Source organism: Pseudomonas sp. McL0111 (genome assembly GCF_052567255.1).
This window is the reverse complement of the sequence record NZ_CP199585.1, coordinates 1,966,660-1,983,593: the sequence shown is the minus strand read 5'-3', so window position 1 is coordinate 1,983,593 and position 16,934 is coordinate 1,966,660. Positions and strand designations below refer to the sequence as shown.

The 16,934-nt window shown below is 60.9% G+C and carries 20 protein-coding genes; 14 read left to right on the top strand and 6 right to left on the bottom strand.

From position 1 onward, the window contains the following. Positions 1 to 4 precede the first annotated feature (4 nt). The 4 genes from ACTWLJ_RS09000 to pilG all read right to left on the bottom strand — a co-directional run bounded on the left by ACTWLJ_RS09000 (position 5) and on the right by pilG (position 3,588). A complete protein-coding gene (locus ACTWLJ_RS09000) occupies positions 5 to 2,062 on the bottom strand; it encodes a methyl-accepting chemotaxis protein (RefSeq protein WP_445180592.1) in 2,058 nt (685 codons plus the stop codon). A 145-nt stretch (positions 2,063 to 2,207) separates the two neighbouring features. Then, a complete protein-coding gene (locus ACTWLJ_RS08995) occupies positions 2,208 to 2,747 on the bottom strand; it encodes a chemotaxis protein CheW (RefSeq protein WP_401213656.1) in 540 nt (179 codons plus the stop codon). A gap of 10 nt (positions 2,748 to 2,757) precedes the next feature. Further along, entirely contained in the window at positions 2,758 to 3,123 is a 366-nt protein-coding gene (pilH, locus tag ACTWLJ_RS08990) for a twitching motility response regulator PilH (RefSeq protein WP_026000666.1), read from the bottom strand. A gap of 60 nt (positions 3,124 to 3,183) precedes the next feature. Then, on the bottom strand, positions 3,184 to 3,588 hold the full coding sequence (gene pilG / locus ACTWLJ_RS08985) for a twitching motility response regulator PilG (protein WP_445180591.1): 405 nt from the start codon (positions 3,586 to 3,588) through the stop codon (positions 3,184 to 3,186). A 225-nt stretch (positions 3,589 to 3,813) separates the two neighbouring features. On the opposite strand from pilG, the gene gshB reads away from it, so the two are divergent. From gshB to ACTWLJ_RS08950, 7 genes are all read left to right on the top strand, one after another. Then, entirely contained in the window at positions 3,814 to 4,767 is a 954-nt protein-coding gene (gene gshB / locus ACTWLJ_RS08980; protein WP_445180590.1) for a glutathione synthase, read from the top strand. 77 nt (positions 4,768 to 4,844) lie between these two features. Beyond that, on the top strand, positions 4,845 to 5,744 hold the full coding sequence (locus tag ACTWLJ_RS08975; RefSeq protein ID WP_445180589.1) for an energy transducer TonB: 900 nt from the start codon (positions 4,845 to 4,847) through the stop codon (positions 5,742 to 5,744). 237 nt (positions 5,745 to 5,981) lie between these two features. Continuing rightward, the gene (locus tag ACTWLJ_RS08970) at positions 5,982 to 6,554 is read left to right on the top strand and encodes a YqgE/AlgH family protein (RefSeq protein WP_445180588.1); all 573 of its coding nucleotides are present in this window, start codon (positions 5,982 to 5,984) and stop codon (positions 6,552 to 6,554) included. Then, positions 6,554 to 6,991, top strand: a complete 438-nt coding sequence (gene ruvX, locus ACTWLJ_RS08965; protein ID WP_401213643.1) for a Holliday junction resolvase RuvX — start codon at positions 6,554 to 6,556, stop codon at positions 6,989 to 6,991. The genes ACTWLJ_RS08970 and ruvX overlap by 1 nt, the downstream gene beginning before the upstream one ends. Positions 6,992 to 7,084: 93 nt before the next feature. Continuing rightward, on the top strand, positions 7,085 to 7,591 hold the full coding sequence (gene pyrR / locus ACTWLJ_RS08960; RefSeq protein WP_445180587.1) for a bifunctional pyr operon transcriptional regulator/uracil phosphoribosyltransferase PyrR: 507 nt from the start codon (positions 7,085 to 7,087) through the stop codon (positions 7,589 to 7,591). A gap of 27 nt (positions 7,592 to 7,618) precedes the next feature. Continuing rightward, entirely contained in the window at positions 7,619 to 8,623 is a 1,005-nt protein-coding gene (locus ACTWLJ_RS08955; RefSeq protein ID WP_095164512.1) for an aspartate carbamoyltransferase catalytic subunit, read from the top strand. Further along, entirely contained in the window at positions 8,620 to 9,891 is a 1,272-nt protein-coding gene (locus tag ACTWLJ_RS08950) for a dihydroorotase (protein WP_445180586.1), read from the top strand. Before ACTWLJ_RS08955 ends, ACTWLJ_RS08950 begins: the two co-directional genes overlap by 4 nt. Before the next feature lie 92 nt (positions 9,892 to 9,983). Here ACTWLJ_RS08950 and ACTWLJ_RS08945 read toward each other — a convergent pair whose 3' ends face one another. After that, positions 9,984 to 10,418: an NINE protein gene (locus tag ACTWLJ_RS08945; RefSeq protein WP_401213637.1), complete on the bottom strand. Its 435-nt coding sequence runs from the start codon at positions 10,416 to 10,418 to the stop codon at positions 9,984 to 9,986. 250 nt (positions 10,419 to 10,668) lie between these two features. Between ACTWLJ_RS08945 and ACTWLJ_RS08940 the strand changes: the two genes are divergently transcribed. Beyond that, complete coding sequence (locus tag ACTWLJ_RS08940; RefSeq protein WP_401213634.1) at positions 10,669 to 11,292, top strand: C40 family peptidase; 624 nt, start codon at positions 10,669 to 10,671, stop codon at positions 11,290 to 11,292. 130 nt (positions 11,293 to 11,422) lie between these two features. Here ACTWLJ_RS08940 and ACTWLJ_RS08935 read toward each other — a convergent pair whose 3' ends face one another. Continuing rightward, positions 11,423 to 12,457, bottom strand: coding sequence for a type IV pilus twitching motility protein PilT (locus ACTWLJ_RS08935; RefSeq protein WP_401213632.1), 1,035 nt, complete (start codon positions 12,455 to 12,457; stop codon positions 11,423 to 11,425). 56 nt (positions 12,458 to 12,513) lie between these two features. Here ACTWLJ_RS08935 and ACTWLJ_RS08930 point away from each other — a divergent pair, with 56 nt between their 5' ends. From ACTWLJ_RS08930 to metW, 6 genes are all read left to right on the top strand, one after another. Then, complete coding sequence (locus ACTWLJ_RS08930; RefSeq protein WP_401213630.1) at positions 12,514 to 13,200, top strand: YggS family pyridoxal phosphate-dependent enzyme; 687 nt, start codon at positions 12,514 to 12,516, stop codon at positions 13,198 to 13,200. Between the two features lie 23 nt (positions 13,201 to 13,223). After that, the gene (proC, locus tag ACTWLJ_RS08925; protein ID WP_445180585.1) at positions 13,224 to 14,042 is read left to right on the top strand and encodes a pyrroline-5-carboxylate reductase; all 819 of its coding nucleotides are present in this window, start codon (positions 13,224 to 13,226) and stop codon (positions 14,040 to 14,042) included. A gap of 10 nt (positions 14,043 to 14,052) precedes the next feature. Beyond that, positions 14,053 to 14,643, top strand: coding sequence for a YggT family protein (locus ACTWLJ_RS08920; protein WP_401213626.1), 591 nt, complete (start codon positions 14,053 to 14,055; stop codon positions 14,641 to 14,643). Next, on the top strand, positions 14,640 to 14,930 hold the full coding sequence (locus ACTWLJ_RS08915; RefSeq protein WP_445180584.1) for a DUF167 domain-containing protein: 291 nt from the start codon (positions 14,640 to 14,642) through the stop codon (positions 14,928 to 14,930). Before ACTWLJ_RS08920 ends, ACTWLJ_RS08915 begins: the two co-directional genes overlap by 4 nt. Before the next feature lie 223 nt (positions 14,931 to 15,153). Continuing rightward, positions 15,154 to 16,293, top strand: coding sequence for a homoserine O-succinyltransferase MetX (gene metX / locus ACTWLJ_RS08910; protein ID WP_445180583.1), 1,140 nt, complete (start codon positions 15,154 to 15,156; stop codon positions 16,291 to 16,293). A 7-nt stretch (positions 16,294 to 16,300) separates the two neighbouring features. Beyond that, positions 16,301 to 16,921 (top strand): methionine biosynthesis protein MetW, encoded by a 621-nt coding sequence (metW, locus tag ACTWLJ_RS08905; RefSeq protein WP_108591861.1) that lies wholly within the window; start codon positions 16,301 to 16,303, stop codon positions 16,919 to 16,921. Positions 16,922 to 16,934 lie beyond the last annotated feature (13 nt).

Genomic DNA, 16,934 nt, shown 5'->3' with positions numbered 1-16,934 from the left:
CGCCTCACGCTTTATCGGTCACCGGCGCGGACGCCGGCAAGGTGAAACCGGACACCGAGCGCCGCAACTGACTGGCCATTTTCGCCAGGTTGCCGATGCTCTCGGCGGTGGCCGTGGAGCCGGACGAGGTCTGCGAAGTGATCTGCTGGATCACGTTCATCGTCAGGGAAATCTGCCCGGCCGAAGACGTCTGTTGCTGCGCCGCGTTGGAAATACTCTGGATCAGCGCCGCGAGGGTCTTGGACACGCCTTCGATTTCTTCCAGGGCCACACCGGCATCCTGCGCCAGCCGCGCGCCGCGCACCACTTCGGTGGTGGTCTGTTCCATGGAAATCACGGCTTCGTTGGTGTCGGTCTGGATCGCTCGCACAAGAGTTTCGATCTGCCGGGTGGCGGCGGACGAGCGCTCGGCCAGCCGCTGGACTTCGTCGGCGACCACCGCAAAACCGCGTCCGGCATCCCCGGCCATCGAGGCCTGAATCGCCGCGTTGAGCGCCAGAATGTTGGTCTGGTCGGCAATGTCATCAATCAGGCTGACGATGTCGCCGATTTCCTGCGACGACTCGCCAAGGCGCTTGATGCGTTTGGCGGTGTCTTGAATCTGCTCACGGATGTTGTCCATGCCGTGGATGGTGTTGTGCACCACCTCGTTGCCCTTGTTGGCGATTTCCACCGAGCGCTCGGCCACGGCTGACGACTCGGCGGCGTTGGCCGAGACCTGATCGATGGATTGCGCCATGTCGCTGATCGCGGTCGAGGCTTCGGAAATCTGCTGCGCCTGATGCTCCGAGGCCTGGGCCAGATGCATGGCGGTGGCCTGGGTTTCCTGCACGGCGGCGGCGACCTGGCCGGCGGTGAGGTTGATGGTCGCGACCAGATCGCGCAGCTGATCGACCGAGTAGTTGATCGAGTCGGCGATGGTCCCGGTGAAGTCTTCGGTCACCGAGGCGGTCACGGTCAGGTCGCCGTCGGCGAGGTCCTCGATTTCATCGAGCAGACGCATGATCGCGTTCTGGTTGCGTTCGTTCTTCTCGGCGGTCTCGCGCAACTGACGGTTGGTTTCGCGCACCATGACCATGCCGATCAGGATGATCGAGGCCAGCGCCAGCAGGCCCAGCACGTAGCCGCCGATGGTGTCGGTGCTGCGCCCGCCCGCCAGGTTTTCAAAACCGTTGGCCAGGTGTGATGCTTCATCGAGCAAAGTCTGCGACAGGCTGAAGATATTGCTCGCCGACTCGCGAACCTTGAACAGCTCCGGCGAGGTTTCGAGGATTTCATCCACCGAGCCCGAGACAAACTGGAACAGCTCGGCAATCTCGCTCAGGCGCGCACGCGCATCGCGGTCTTCGACCTGGCTGATTTTCAGCGCCGGGTCGCCTTGCAACATACCGTTGAGTACCTGGCCAAAACGTGTGGCGTCACGGCCGAAAGCGTCGGCGGCCTGTTGCGAGTTTTCGTCGCCGGCCAGCACCGTGTTGACCGCGCCGAGGATGCGTTCCGCCAGCAGCGATTGACGCTGGGCCATCGCTACTTGCGCGGCCGGGGCACCGCGTTGCAGGAGGATCTCCACGACTTTTTCGTATTCGATCTGCAACTGCGGCACGGTTTCGGCCAAGGTCGCAGCGACTTGATGCAGGGACAGCACCGTCTGTTCGCTGGAAAGAATCGCGTCGGTGTTTTTCAGCAGGCGCTCCCAATCCAGCTGCACGGCGCGCATTTCCGGGCGCACGGTGGACGGTGCCGGAGGCAGGCCGGTGACCGGGTCACCCTTTTTCAGGTAACCCCAGCGCTGGGCGAAATCGTTGCGCGCATCGCTCAGCAACTTGAACGCGGCAGCCTTGCCGGCGGCGGCTTCGGTGGCGTTCTTGGCGATGCGCTGCGAGAGCACGCGCAGTTCACCGGCGTGACCGATGTACTGCTTGTCGTAGTTCGCCTGGGTGTTGAGGTACGCGAAGTTGGCGAACAGCAACATGATGAACACGATCAGTGCGATGAACAGCACGATGATCTGCGAGCGACTGCGCGATCCTTCCGCCGACTTACCTGTTTTTGCTTTTATCATCGGTCCTCGCCTAATTTGAAGCTCACCGAAAGAACCTGTGGGAGCTAGCCTGCTAGCGATTGAACGATGGCGCGGTGTGCCTGATGCACTGCGGCGCCTGAATCGCTAGCAGGCTAGCTCCCACATGGGTTCTCTGTTGTTGCGGTTATATCGCTACATGCATGAATACCGGCGACCGCGCCAGCGCAAACAGGCTGAACACCCGCCAGTTCTGCTCACGTCGAAAATACCCGGTGACGAACTCGGCCTTGGAACCCTGTCGCTTGCTGATCGAGATCGGCTCGAAGCTGTCCTGCTCGAAGTGCTGCAAACCGAACACCTCATCGACCATCAACCCGGCGAACACATCCTGATGCTCGACCACCAGCACTCGCCGCTGTTTGCGCAGCGGCGACAGCTCATGGCCGAAGAAACCGCACAGGTCCATGATCGGCAACAACCGTCCGCGCAGATTAGCCACACCCTTGACCCATGGCTTGACCCCGGGCAACTGAGTGAAGCGCGGTTCGTGCAGCACTTCGCTGACTTCACCCATCGGCGCGACATACCAGTGCTCGCCGAGGCGAAAGCCGATACCGCTCCAGCGATCCTGACGGCCGGGCTGCGACGGCAGATCCGCCGCCAGCAGGCGGCAGCGCTGGTCGATCTGCCACAGCAGTTCGAAAGCGGTCAGCGATTGGCTCATGGTCGCGCGATCAACCCTTCAGTACGTTGTTCAGGGTCTTGATCAGGGTGTCTTCGTCGACCGGTTTGGTCAGGTAATCCTTGGCGCCCTGGCGTGTGCCCCAGACCTTGTCGGTTTCCTGATCCTTGGTGGTGATGATGATCACCGGGATGTGCCCGGTTTCCGGGTCTTTGGTCAATTGACGGGTGGCCTGAAAACCGTTGAGGCCGGGCATGACGATGTCCATCAGCACCGCGTCGGGTTTTTCCTGACGGGCCAGCGCCACGCCGTCGGCGCCGTTTTCGGCTTTCAACACTTCATGGCCGTGCTTTTCGAGCATGCCGGTCAGTTTGTACATTTCGGTCGGCGAATCATCGACGATCAGGATACGTGCCATGGTCTTCCCCATTTTTCTTGTCGACATCCGGCCCGCTGGCCGAGCGTCTCTTTACTTGTCTTACTGCGGCACAACGGCGGCGAAGCCCGGAACATGGGCCTGAATCGCGCTGAGCAGTTCTTCCTTGCTGAAAGGCTTGGTCAAAAATTGATCAGAACCGACAATCCGCCCCTTGGCCTTGTCGAACAGTCCGTCCCGGGACGACAGCATGATCACTGGCGTGGCCTTGAACGCACTGTTGTTCTTGATTAAAGCGCAGGTCTGATAACCATCCAGACGCGGCATCATGATGTCGACAAAAATGATCCCGGGATGGTTGTCGGCGATCTTCGCCAGAGCGTCGAAACCGTCGATCGCCGTAATGACCTCGCAACCCACATTTTTCAACAATGTTTCGGCGGTGCGGCGAATCGTTTTCGAGTCGTCGATCACCATGACCTTCAAGGCGCTGGACTGCTGTTCCATAAGAGGGCTCTACCGTCGCCTTTGCGAATCAATTTGTCCGTTTACGAGTAATCGATAGCTCGAAACCCTTGATGCTCAAGGGCCAGCATGACTTGGCAGCCTTTTTAGCACAGTCTCCTTATCCAATCTATCGACGGGTTTTTCCTTGACCGAAAACCCGCCCGGAGCCACTCTGACGCCACTTTTTCAATACCGATCCGGTAGCCAATTTTCGAGGAAAACCCAATGAGCGTTCGCGTCGGGATTGTCATGGACCCTATCGCCAGCATTTCCTATAAAAAGGATAGCTCGCTGGCCATGCTGCTGGCCGCGCAAAAGCGTGGCTGGGAACTGTTCTACATGGAACAGCGCGACCTGTATCAGGCCGAAGGCCAGGCACGCGGGCGGATGCGCCCGCTGAAAGTCTTCGCCAACCCGGAAAAATGGTTCGAACTGGATGCCGAGCAGGATTCGCTGCTCAGCGACCTCGACGTGATCCTGATGCGCAAGGACCCGCCGTTCGACATGGAGTTCGTCTACTCCACTTACCTGCTCGAACAGGCTGAAGCCGCTGGTGTACTGGTGGTCAACAAGCCGCAGAGCCTGCGCGACTGCAACGAAAAGCTGTTCGCCACGCTGTTCCCGCAGTGCACGCCGCCGACCATCGTCAGCCGTCGCCCGGATGTGCTGCGCGAATTCGCCGACCACCACGGCGACGTGATCCTCAAGCCGCTGGACGGCATGGGCGGTTCGTCGATCTTCCGCCACACCGCCGGCCACCCGAACCTGTCGGTGATTCTCGAAACCCTGACCCTGCACGGGCATCAGCAAATCATGATTCAGGGTTACCTGCCGGCCATCGTCGATGGCGACAAGCGCATCCTGATGATCGACGGTGAACCGGTGGATTACTGCCTTGCGCGGATTCCGGCCAAGGGCGAAACCCGTGGCAACCTTGCCGCCGGTGGTCGTGGCGAAGCCCGTCCGCTGACCGACAAGGATCGCTGGATCGCCGCACAAGTCGGCCCGACCCTGCGTGAAAAAGGCCTGCTGTTCGTCGGTCTGGACGTCATCGGCGAACATCTGACCGAGATCAACGTGACCAGCCCGACCTGCATCCGCGAAATCGACAACGCCTTTGGCACCGACATCGGCGGCATGCTGATGGATGCCATCGATCAGAAGCTCAAGGCTCGTTGAGATAGAACAACCAAGATGAAACCAACATTGCGTTATCATGCGCGGCCTGTGAAAAACGCGATGTTGGTTTTCTTGTCATGACACTTCCGTCCGAACTGCCCGCTGAACTCGCCCACCGTGGCGTGCGCCCGGCCGATCGCCTCGGATTTACCCTGTTTCTCGCGGCGCTGATTCATTTGGCGCTGCTGCTGGGCGTCGGCTTCACGATGGTCGAGCCCAAGCAAATCAGCAAAACCCTGGAAATCACCCTCGCCACGTTCAAGAGCGAGACCAAGCCCAAAAAGGCGGATTTCCTCGCGCAGGAAAACCAGGAAGGCAGCGGCACCCTGGACAAGAAGGCGATCCCCAAGACCACCGAGGTCGCGCCGTTCCAGGACAATCAGGTCAAGAAGGTCACGCCGCCACCAGCCGCCAAGGCTGAAGTGAAGGAAGCGGCGCCCAAGGCATCCGTGACCACCATTGCGCCGAAACCGCAAAAGGCCCCGACCAAGAAGGAAGAGGCCAAGACCGAGACCAAACCCGCAGTCGAGGCGCCTACCTTCGACAGCTCGCAGCTGTCCAGCGACATCGCCAGCCTCGAAGCGGAACTGGCCAACGAACAACAGCTGTACGCCAAACGCCCACGTATCCACCGCTTGAGCGCGGCCTCGACCATGCGCGACAAGGGCGCCTGGTACAAGGACGACTGGCGCAAGAAGGTCGAACGCATCGGCAACCTCAATTACCCGGAAGAAGCCCGCCGCAAGCAGATCTACGGCAACTTGCGGCTGATGGTGTCGATCAATCGCGACGGTTCGCTGTATGAAGTGTTGGTGCTGGAATCATCCGGCCAGCCGCTGCTGGATCAGGCGGCGCAGCGCATCGTCCGACTGGCGGCACCGTTTGCCCCCTTTACCGGGGACCTGTCGGACATTGACCGCCTGGAAATCATCCGCACCTGGAAATTCGCCCGCGGCGACAAGCTCTCCAGCAACTGAACGCCACCGTGCAGGGCTTTTGTGGCGAGGGGATTTATCCCCGTTGGGGTGCGAAGCGCCCCCAAAACCCAGCGACCTGACCAACCCTGACACACCGAGCCGAATGATTTTGCGACTGCTGCGCAGCCGAACGGGGATAAATCCCCTCACCACAGAGGCCCGCTCGCACATTGGGACTGTAGTGGTGTAAGCATCTCCAGCTTGTCAGTTTGCCCCCCGAACGCCACACTAGCGCACATGAAAAACGTCAGCCCCAGCTACCTCAAGCATCACTTCCTGATCGCCATGCCACACATGGCCGACCCGAACTTTGCCCACACCTTGACCTACATCGTCGAGCACACGGCCAATGGCGCCATGGGGCTGGTGGTCAATCGACCGCAAGAGCTGAATCTGGCCGACATCCTCGAACAATTGCGCCCGGACATCGATCCGCCAGTGCTGTGCCAGCATGTGCCGATCTTCATCGGCGGCCCGGTGCAGACTGATCGCGGTTTTGTCCTGCATCCTTCGGGCAAGACCTTCCAGGCCACCGTCGAGCTGGACGGTGATCTGGCGCTGTCGACTTCGCAGGACGTGCTGTTCGCCATCGCTGACGGCGTCGGCCCGGCGAAAAGCCTGATCGCCCTCGGCTACGCCGGTTGGGAAGCCGGGCAACTGGAGGCCGAAATGGCCGACAACGCCTGGCTGACCTGCCCGTACGACGCCGACATCCTGTTCAACACCAGCAGCGAGCTGCGCCTTGAAGCAGCGGCCCGGCACTTGGGGATCAACCTCAACTTGCTGACCAGCCAGGCGGGGCACGCCTGATGGCTCTGCGCCTGATTCTCGGCTTCGACTACGGCACCAAGCAGATCGGCGTGGCAGTCGGCCAGGTAATTACCGGCCAGGCCCGCGAACTCTGCACGTTGAAAGCGCAAAACGGCGTTCCGGACTGGAATCAGGTCGAAGCGCTGATAAAGGAATGGAAGCCCGATGCCGTGGTGGTCGGCCTGCCGCTGAACATGGACGGCACGCGCAGCGACATGTGCGAACGCGCCGAAAAGTTTGCCCGCCGTCTCAACGGTCGCTTCAACCTGCCGTTCTATACCCACGATGAACGCCTGACCACCTTCGAAGCCAAGGGCGAACGACTGGTGCGCGGCGGACAGAAAGGCAGTTACCGCGACAATCCCGTGGACGCCATCGCCGCCGCCCTGCTGCTGCAAGGCTGGCTCGACGAAAACACCGCATTGTTTGAATCCTGAAAAGCGCTACGGCGCTTCTCTTTTAAGTGATAACCCGCGCCAACGATCCGTGCTGTATCCGGACAACGAAGCTCGGGCCAAGAAGGAGCAACCATGAGCCTGCCAAATCCCGCCGAACTGATCACTCAGATGGCGATCCGCCTCAAGGCGCACCTTGCCCACCGTGGTATCAGCGAACCGCGTTACATCGGCATCCGCACGGGCGGTGTCTGGGTGGCTCAGGCCCTGCTTGCCGAGCTGGGCAGCGATGCGCCGCTGGGCACGCTGGATGTTTCCTTCTACCGCGACGACTTCAGCCAGAACGGCCTGCACCCGCAAGTGCGCCCGTCCGCCCTGCCCTTCGAGATCGAAGGCCAGCATCTGGTGCTGATCGATGACGTACTGATGAGCGGCCGCACCATCCGCGCCGCCCTCAATGAATTGTTCGACTACGGCCGCCCGGCCAGCGTGACGCTGGTCTGCCTGCTGGACCTGGACGCCGGCGAACTGCCGATCCGCCCGAACGTGGTTGGCGCGACCCTGAGTCTGGCCGCCCACGAACGGGTCAAGCTGTCCGGTCCGTCGCCGCTGACGCTCGAACTGCAAGACCTTGCCCTTTAATCCGCCCTATTGAGAGTCCCCCTCGCGATGACGCCTCTAGATACCAAGCGCCCGCTGCAGCTCAATGATCAGGGCCAGCTGCGCCACTTCCTCTCGCTCGACGGCCTGCGCCGCGAGTTGCTGACGGAAATCCTCGACACTGCCGACTCGTTCCTCGAAGTCGGTGCCCGGGCTGTGAAGAAGGTCCCGTTGCTGCGCGGCAAAACCGTGTGCAACGTGTTCTTCGAAAACTCGACCCGCACCCGCACCACCTTCGAACTGGCGGCCCAGCGGCTGTCGGCGGACGTGATCACCTTGAATGTCTCGACTTCGTCGGCGAGCAAGGGCGAAACGCTGCTCGACACCCTGCGCAACCTGGAAGCCATGGCCGCCGATATGTTCGTCGTGCGCCACGGTGATTCCGGTGCCGCGCACTTCATCGCCGAACATGTTTGCCCACAAGTGGCGATCATCAACGGCGGTGACGGCCGTCACGCGCACCCGACGCAGGGCATGCTCGACATGCTGACCATCCGTCGGCACAAGGGCAGCTTCGAGAATCTCTCGGTGGCCATCGTCGGCGACATCCTGCACTCGCGGGTGGCGCGCTCGAACATGCTCGCGCTGAAGACCCTCGGCTGCCCGGACATCCGCGTGATCGCGCCGAAAACCCTGCTGCCGATCGGCATCGAGCAATACGGCGTGAAGGTTTACACCGACATGACCGAAGGCCTGAAAGATGTCGACGTGGTGATCATGCTGCGCCTGCAACGCGAGCGCATGACCGGCGGCCTGCTGCCGAGCGAAGGCGAGTTCTATCGCCTGTTCGGCCTGACCACCGCACGTCTGGCCGGCGCCAAACCGGATTGCATCGTCATGCACCCGGGGCCGATCAACCGGGGGGTGGAAATCGAGTCCGCAGTGGCCGACGGCCCGCACTCGGTGATCCTCAATCAGGTGACCTACGGCATCGCGATTCGTATGGCCGTGCTGTCCATGGCCATGAGCGGGCAGACAGCCCAGCGCCAATTCGAGCAGGAGAACGCCCAGTGAAGCTCAGCATTCTCGGCGCACGCGTCATTGATCCGACTTCGGGTCTGGATCAAGTTACCGACATTCATATCGAAGCCTGCAAGATCGTCGCCCTTGGCGCCGCTCCAGCCGGTTTCAGCGCTCTGGAAACCATCGACGCCCAAGGGCTGGTCGCCGCCCCGGGGCTGGTCGACCTCAACGTCGCCCTGCGCGAGCCGGGTTACAGCCGCAAAGGTTCGATTGCCAGCGAAACCCGCGCCGCCGCAGCCGGCGGCGTGACCAGCCTGTGCTGCCCACCGCAGACCAAACCGGTGCTCGACACTTCCGCCGTGACCGAGCTGATCCTCGACCGCGCCCGTGAGGCCGGCAACACCAAAGTCTTCCCGATTGGTGCGCTGAGTAAAGGTCTGGATGGCGAACAGCTGGCAGAACTGGTGGCACTGCGCGACGCCGGTTGCGTGGCGTTCGGCAATGGTCTGGAAAGCTTCCGCAACACCCGTACCCTGTGCCGGGCGCTGGATTACGCGGCGACGTTTGATCTGACGGTGATTTTCAACTCGCAGGATCACGACCTCGCCGACGGCGGTCTGGCCCACGAAGGCCCGACTGCCAGTTTCCTCGGTCTGCCGGGGATTCCGGAAACGGCGGAAACCGTGGCTTTGGCCCGGGATCTGTTGCTGGTCGAGCAGACCGGCGTGCGCGCGCACTTCAGCCAGCTCACCAGCGCTCGCGGTGTCGCGTTGATCGCTCAGGCGCAGGCGCGTGGCTTGAAGGTCACGGCGGATGTCGCTCTGTATCAGCTGATCCTGACTGACGAAGCGCTGATCGACTTCAGCAGCCTGTACCACGTCCAGCCGCCGCTGCGCACCCGCGCCGACCGCGATGGCCTGCGTGCTGCGGTCAAGTCCGGTGTGATCTCGGCGATTTCCAGCCATCACCAGCCGCATGAGCGTGACGCCAAACTGGCGCCGTTCGGCGCGACCGAGCCGGGCATCAGCAGTGTTGAGCTGCTGCTGCCACTGGCGATGACGCTGGTCGAGGATGGCTTGCTGGATCTGCCGACCTTGCTCGCTCGTCTGGGCGCTGGCCCGGCTGAGGCGCTGCGCCTGCCGGCGGGCAAGCTGGCGGTGGGTGGCCCGGCGGATATCGTGCTGTTCGATCCGAAGGCCTCGACTGTTGCTGGCGAGACCTGGTTGTCGAAGGGCGAGAACTGCCCGTTCTTCGGGCATAGCTTGCCGGGGGTGGTGCGTTACACCCTGGTGGACGGCCGGATCAGCCACCAGGCCTGATATCCAGTTGCCCCAATCGCCAGCAGGCTGGCTCCCACAGGGATTTGTGTAGATCACAGATCCCTTGTGGGAGCCAGCCTGCTGGCGATGGCTTACTGGAAGGCGCCGCGATTCTGCGCATTACGCACCGAGACCTGATCGTTCAGCGTCCAGAAGTCATACAGCACGCCAATAAAGAACAACCCGCCCGTCAGCAAGTACAGCAATCCGCTGATCCACTTGCCCTGATACATCCGGTGCACGCCGAACACCCCGAGAAACGTCAGCAGAATCCACGCCACGTTGTATTCGATCGGCCCTGCGGCGAACCGCAGATCCGCTTCCCGATCCATTGCCGGGATCAGAAACACGTCGATCAGCCAGCCAATGCCCAGCAAACCGAAAGTGAAGAACCAGATCGTCCCGGTCACCGGTTTGCCGTAGTAGAAGCGGTGAGCGCCGGTAAAACCGAAAATCCACAACAGGTAACCGATCACCTTGCTGTGGGTGTCTTTTTGCTTCACACGGGGAAGCTGATAGCTGTTCATGAATGGCCTCATTTGCGTCGATAGATAAATTTTTTCTGCATTTCTGTGACTTTTTTATGTCCAGCCGACAAGTGGTTCGCCAACGTTACACTTTGCTGAAAGCCTTGTGGGGCTTGGGTTGTGTCCGACAATTGCGCCAAATTGCCGCTTGTTGGGCGAAATTGACCGCCGGGTTGAATCGACCAACGGCCCCGGAAGGGACAAAAAAGCTGTTATAAAGTTGCGCGCTAACACATAAGAGCCACGCCTAATGCGACCATTCTTCAAGACATGGCTAACCATCTGCCTATTAATGCCACTGGCCGCCCACGCCACCAATCGTGAGCAACGTCTTCCCAACGTTAACGGTTTCACCCCTAAATCCCATGCTTCTGCCCCTTCGAGCAAAAGCAGCAAAAGCAAAACCACCACGCTGAGCAGCAAGAGTCACAGCAAGTTGGTGCCACCGATGGCGAACAAGGAAAGCAGCAACGTCCTGAGTCGCGCGGTAAACGTCCTCGGTACTCCTTATCGTTGGGGCGGCAGCAGCCCAAGTAAAGGCTTCGATTGCAGCGGTCTGGTGAAATATGCGTTTAACGACGCCACCTTCGACCTGCCACGCACCTCCAACGCCATGGCCAGCGGCCACGGCGAGAAAGTCGAACGCAAGGATCTGAAACCGGGCGACCTGATTTTTTTCAACATCAAGAGCCGTCGGGTCAACCACGTTGCCATCTACCTGGGCAACGACCGCTTCATCCACGCACCGCGTCGTGGCAAAGCGGTGAGCATCGATACGCTGAACAAACCGTACTGGCAGCAGCATTACGTAGTCGCCAAGCGCGTACTGCCGAAAGAACCTGCCGGCAAGCAAATGCGTGTGGTTCAGCGCTGATCTAGCCCCCAGGATCAACTGTGGCGAGGGAGCTTGCTCCCGCTGGGCTGCGTAGCGACCCCAAAAGCTTGTGAGCGCTACGCACTCAAGCGGGAGCAAGCTCCCTCGCCACAGGTTTGCATTCCAATCTTCAGAAGTTATCCGGCGTACGCGCCTTCTCCCGCGCATGTTCGCGGCTGATCAAGCCCTTGGTCACCAGATCTTTCAGGCACATGTCGAGTGTCTGCATCCCCAACGATCCCCCCGTCTGAATCGCCGAATACATCTGCGCCACCTTGTCCTCGCGGATCAGGTTACGGATCGCCGACGTTCCCAGCATGATCTCGTGCGCCGCCACCCGTCCGCCGCCGATCTTCTTGATCAGCGACTGCGAGACCACCGCCAGCAAAGACTCCGACAGCATCGAACGCACCATCGACTTCTCGTCGCCGGGAAACACATCCACCACCCGGTCGATGGTTTTCGCCGCTGAGGTGGTGTGCAGCGTGCCAAACACCAGATGCCCGGTCTCGGCGGCAGTCAATGCCAGGCGAATGGTTTCGAGGTCACGCATCTCGCCCACCAGAATCACGTCAGGGTCTTCACGCAACGCCGAGCGCAGCGCCGTGGCGAAGCTGCGGGTGTCGCGATGAACCTCACGCTGGTTGATCAGACATTTACGCGATTCGTGGACGAATTCGATCGGGTCTTCGATGGTCAGAATGTGGTGATGACGGTGGCTGTTGAGGTAATCGATCATCGCCGCCAGCGTGGTCGATTTGCCGGAACCGGTCGGCCCGGTCACCAGCACCAGCCCGCGTGGCGCATCGGTGATCTTGCGGAAGACGTCGCCCATGCCGAGGTCTTCCATGCTCAGCACTTTCGACGGAATGGTGCGAAATACCGCCCCGGCGCCACGGTTCTGGTTGAAGGCATTGACCCGGAAGCGCGCGACACCGGGGACTTCGAAGGAAAAGTCGGTTTCCAGATGTTTCTCGAAGTCCACCCGCTGGGTGTCGTTCATGATGTCGTAGATCAATTCATGTACTTGCTTGTGATCCAGCGCCGGCAGATTTATCCGCCGCACATCGCCATCGACGCGGATCATCGGCGGCAGACCGGCCGACAGGTGCAGGTCGGAAGCTCCCTGTTTGGCGCTGAACGCCAGCAGTTCAGTGATATCCATGACGCTCCTCAATTCCAGTAGAATGCCGCGAACCTTCAGACCGCTGGCGCCTCTTGATGTCCACGATAGCAGACAACATTCAACTGGTTGGTTCACGCATCCGCGCCGCCGCCCAAGCCGCCGGGCGTGACGAAAACAGCATCCAGTTGCTGGCCGTGAGCAAGACCAAGCCCGCCGAGGCACTGCGCGAAGCCCATGCCGCCGGCCTGCGGGACTTTGGCGAGAACTATCTGCAAGAGGCCCTGAGCAAACAGCTCGAACTGGCCGACCTGCCCTTGATCTGGCACTTCATCGGCCCCATTCAATCGAACAAGACTCGCGCCATCGCCGAGCATTTCGACTGGGTGCACTCCGTGGATCGCCTGAAAATTGCACAACGTCTGTCCGAGCAACGTCCGGAAAACCTGCCGCCGCTGAATATCTGCATTCAGGTCAACGTCAGCGGCGAAGCCAGCAAGTCCGGCTGCACCCCGCAGGATCTGCCGGCGCTGGCGCAAGCCATCAGTGCCTTGCCGCGCTTGAAACTGCGCGGGTTGATGGCGATTCCCGAGCCGACCGAAGATCGCGCCGAGCAGGATGCCGCGTTCGCTGCCGTGCAACGTTTGCAGGCCAGCCTCGATCTGCCGCTCGACACACTTTCCATGGGCATGAGCCACGACCTCGAGTCGGCCATTGCCCAAGGCGCCACCTGGGTTCGTATCGGTACGGCCCTGTTTGGCGCCCGCGACTATTCCCAATCTTGAACATTTCCAGATAAGGACCTGACATGAGCAACACACGTATTGCCTTTATCGGTGCCGGCAACATGGCCGCCAGCCTGATCGGCGGCCTGCGGGCCAAGGGTCTGGAAGCCGCACACATCCGCGCCAGCGATCCGGGTGAAGAAACCCGCGCCCGGGTCAGCGCCGAACACGGCATCGAAACCTTCGCCGACAACGCTCAAGCCATCGATGGCGCTGACGTGGTCGTGCTGGCGGTCAAGCCGCAGGCGATGAAAGCCGTCTGCGAAGCCATTCGCCCAAGCCTGAAACCGCAGCAACTGGTGGTCTCGATTGCCGCTGGCATCACTTGCGCGAGCATGACCGCATGGCTGGGCGAACAGCCAATCGTGCGCTGCATGCCGAACACCCCCGCGCTGTTGCGTCAGGGCGTCAGCGGTTTGTACGCGACCAGTGAAGTGAGCGCCGAACAGCGTCAGCAAGCCGAAGAGCTGCTGTCCGCCGTCGGTATCGCCCTGTGGCTCAACGAAGAACAGCAACTGGACGCGGTGACTGCGGTTTCCGGTTCCGGTCCGGCGTACTTCTTCCTGTTGATCGAAGCCATGACCGCCGCTGGCGTCAAACTCGGCCTGCCGAAAGAAACCGCTGAACAACTGACGTTGCAGACCGCTCTCGGTGCCGCGCACATGGCCGTTGCCAGTGACGTCGATGCCGCCGAACTGCGCCGCCGCGTGACTTCGCCGGCCGGCACCACGGAAGCTGCAATCAAATCATTCCAGGCCGGGGGCTTCGAAGCTCTGGTCGAAAAAGCACTCGGCGCCGCCGCGCACCGCTCGGCCGAAATGGCCGAACAACTGGGCAAATAAGGAGCCTTACATGATTGGATTGAACACCGCAGCGGTTTATGTGCTGCAAACCCTCGGCAGTCTGTACCTGCTGATCGTGCTGCTGCGCTTCGTGCTGCAACTGGTGCGAGCGAACTTCTACAACCCACTCTGCCAGTTCATCGTCAAGGCCACTCAGCCGCTGCTCAAGCCACTGCGCCGGATCATCCCGAGCGTGTTCGGCCTCGACATGTCGTCGCTGGTGCTGGCGATCCTGGTGCAACTGGCGCTGATGGCGCTGACCCTGCTGCTGACTTACGGCACCACCGGTAACCCGCTGCAACTGTTTATCTGGTCGATCATCGGCGTGACCGCGCTGTTCCTGAAGATCTTCTTCTTCGCCCTGATCATCAGCGTGATCCTCTCGTGGGTCGCTCCGGGCAGCCATAACCCGGGCGCCGAGCTGGTGAACCAGATCTGCGAGCCGGCCCTGGCGCCGTTCCGCAAATTCCTGCCGAATCTCGGCGGGCTGGATCTGTCGCCGATCTTCGCTTTTCTCGCGCTGAAGCTGATCGACATGCTGGTGATCAACAATCTGGCGGCAATGACGATGATGCCGGAAATCCTGCGCTTGCTGATGTGAGCTGGTTCCGCTGGGACGGTGACGACTTGATCCTCGAGTGTCACCTGCAACCGGCAGCCCGCAGCGATGACTTCGCCGGGCTGCACGGTGATCGCCTGAAGATCCGCCTGACCGCGCCACCGGTCGAGGGCAAGGCCAATGCGTATCTGATCGGGTTTCTGGCCAAGGCTTTTGGGGTTTCCAAGAGTCAGGTCAGTTTGCTCAGCGGTGAGTTGAACCGGCAGAAGCGGGTGAAGATTTGCTCGCCGAAGAAGTTGCCGGAGTTGCCTGATCTAACGCGTCCCTGACCCCTGTGGCGAGGGGATTTATCCCCGTTGGGTGGCGCAGCCGCCCCCTGCATTGCGGCAGGCGAACCCGGCCGGCAGGTTTCACGACTGCTGCGCAGCCGAACGGGGATAAATCCCCTCACCACAAGGGCTGCGTTCAATGAATGAATCAGGCCCGATGGTTGCTTGCCGCTAACCCCACCGGTCTTTAGACTTACGCCTCATTTCAACGAGAGCAGGGTCGATGCCAACTGCCTTTCCCCCCGATTCTGTTGGTCTGGTGACGCCGCAAACGGCGCACTTCAGCGAACCGCTGGCCCTGGCCTGTGGCCGTTCGCTGCCAGCCTATGACCTGATCTACGAAACCTACGGCACGCTCAACGCGCAAGCGAGCAACGCGGTGCTGATTTGCCACGCCTTGTCCGGCCATCATCACGCCGCCGGTTATCACAGCGCCGACGACCGTAAACCCGGTTGGTGGGACAGCTGCATCGGCCCCGGCAAGCCGATCGACACCAACAAGTTCTTCGTGGTCAGCCTGAACAACCTCGGCGGCTGCAACGGCTCAACGGGCCCGAGCAGCATCAACCCGGAGACCGGCAAACCGTTCGGCGCCGACTTCCCGGTGCTCACCGTGGAAGACTGGGTGCACAGCCAGGCGCGTCTGGCCGACCTGATCGGCATCCGCCAATGGGCGGCCGTGATCGGCGGCAGTCTCGGCGGCATGCAGGCGATGCAATGGAGCATCACCTACCCCGACCGCATCCGCCATTGCCTGGCCATCGCCTCGGCCCCCAAGTTGTCGGCGCAAAACATCGCCTTCAACGAAGTGGCGCGCCAGGCGATCCTCACCGACCCGGAATTCCATGGCGGTTCATTCCAGGAAGCCGGGGTGATCCCCAAGCGTGGCTTGATGCTGGCGCGCATGGTCGGGCACATCACTTATCTGTCCGATGACTCGATGGGCGAAAAATTCGGGCGTGGCCTGAAGAGTGAAAAGCTCAACTACGACTTCCACAGCGTCGAGTTCCAGGTCGAAAGCTACCTGCGCTATCAGGGCGAAGAGTTCTCCGGGCGCTTCGATGCCAACACTTATCTGCTGATGACCAAGGCGCTGGATTACTTCGATCCGGCAGCCAACTTCGACGATAACCTGGCCAAGACCTTCGAAAACGCCACTGCCAAGTTCTGCGTGATGTCGTTCACCACCGACTGGCGCTTCTCCCCGGCCCGTTCGCGGGAACTGGTGGACGCACTGATGGCGGCGCGTAAGGACGTCTGTTACCTGGAAATCGATGCGCCGCAAGGCCACGACGCCTTCCTGATTCCGATCCCGCGCTATTTGCAGGCGTTCGGCAATTACATGAACCGAATCACGTTGTGAGAAAGCCATGAGAGCTGATCTGGAAATCATCCAGGAATGGATACCCGCCGGCAGCCGCGTGCTCGACCTCGGCTGCGGTGATGGCGAACTGCTGACCTGGCTGCGCGACAACAAACAAGTCACCGGTTATGGCCTGGAAAACGACGCCGACAACATCGCCGAGTGCGTGGCCAAAGGCATCAACGTCATCGAGCAGGATCTGGACAAGGGTCTGGGCAACTTCGCCAGCAACAGCTTCGACATCGTGGTGATGACTCAGGCCCTGCAAGCCGTGCATTACCCGGACAAGATCCTCGACGAAATGCTGCGGGTCGGTCGTCAGTGCATCATCACCTTCCCCAACTTCGGGCACTGGCGCTGCCGCTGGTATCTGGCGAGCAAGGGCCGGATGCCGGTTTCCGAGTTTCTGCCTTACACCTGGTACAACACGCCGAACATTCACTTCTGCACCTTCGAAGACTTTGAAGAACTTTGTCGCGAACGTGATGCGAAGGTCATTGATCGGCTTGCCGTGGATCAACAGCACCGCCACGGGTGGGCCAGTAAGCTATGGCCTAATCTGTTAGGTGAGATCGGTATCTACCGCGTCAGTAGCCCGGGGCTTGCAGATCACCGGATCGCGGTCTGAACCACGACATTCC

Coding starts and splice junctions, on each gene's coding strand:
- ACTWLJ_RS08970 (WP_445180588.1), top strand. CDS start 5,982: ATGAAAAACGTCAGCCCCAGCTACCTCAAGCATCACTTCCTGATCGCC.
- pilG (WP_445180591.1), bottom strand. CDS start 3,588: ATGGAACAGCAGTCCAGCGCCTTGAAGGTCATGGTGATCGACGACTCG.
- ruvX (WP_401213643.1), top strand. CDS start 6,554: ATGGCTCTGCGCCTGATTCTCGGCTTCGACTACGGCACCAAGCAGATC.
- ACTWLJ_RS08945 (WP_401213637.1), bottom strand. CDS start 10,418: ATGAACAGCTATCAGCTTCCCCGTGTGAAGCAAAAAGACACCCACAGC.
- ACTWLJ_RS08955 (WP_095164512.1), top strand. CDS start 7,619: ATGACGCCTCTAGATACCAAGCGCCCGCTGCAGCTCAATGATCAGGGC.
- proC (WP_445180585.1), top strand. CDS start 13,224: ATGAGCAACACACGTATTGCCTTTATCGGTGCCGGCAACATGGCCGCC.
- gshB (WP_445180590.1), top strand. CDS start 3,814: ATGAGCGTTCGCGTCGGGATTGTCATGGACCCTATCGCCAGCATTTCC.
- ACTWLJ_RS08930 (WP_401213630.1), top strand. CDS start 12,514: ATGTCCACGATAGCAGACAACATTCAACTGGTTGGTTCACGCATCCGC.
- ACTWLJ_RS08940 (WP_401213634.1), top strand. CDS start 10,669: ATGCGACCATTCTTCAAGACATGGCTAACCATCTGCCTATTAATGCCA.
- ACTWLJ_RS09000 (WP_445180592.1), bottom strand. CDS start 2,062: ATGATAAAAGCAAAAACAGGTAAGTCGGCGGAAGGATCGCGCAGTCGC.
- metW (WP_108591861.1), top strand. CDS start 16,301: ATGAGAGCTGATCTGGAAATCATCCAGGAATGGATACCCGCCGGCAGC.
- ACTWLJ_RS08920 (WP_401213626.1), top strand. CDS start 14,053: ATGATTGGATTGAACACCGCAGCGGTTTATGTGCTGCAAACCCTCGGC.
- pilH (WP_026000666.1), bottom strand. CDS start 3,123: ATGGCACGTATCCTGATCGTCGATGATTCGCCGACCGAAATGTACAAA.
- metX (WP_445180583.1), top strand. CDS start 15,154: ATGCCAACTGCCTTTCCCCCCGATTCTGTTGGTCTGGTGACGCCGCAA.
- ACTWLJ_RS08935 (WP_401213632.1), bottom strand. CDS start 12,457: ATGGATATCACTGAACTGCTGGCGTTCAGCGCCAAACAGGGAGCTTCC.
- pyrR (WP_445180587.1), top strand. CDS start 7,085: ATGAGCCTGCCAAATCCCGCCGAACTGATCACTCAGATGGCGATCCGC.
- ACTWLJ_RS08995 (WP_401213656.1), bottom strand. CDS start 2,747: ATGAGCCAATCGCTGACCGCTTTCGAACTGCTGTGGCAGATCGACCAG.
- ACTWLJ_RS08975 (WP_445180589.1), top strand. CDS start 4,845: ATGACACTTCCGTCCGAACTGCCCGCTGAACTCGCCCACCGTGGCGTG.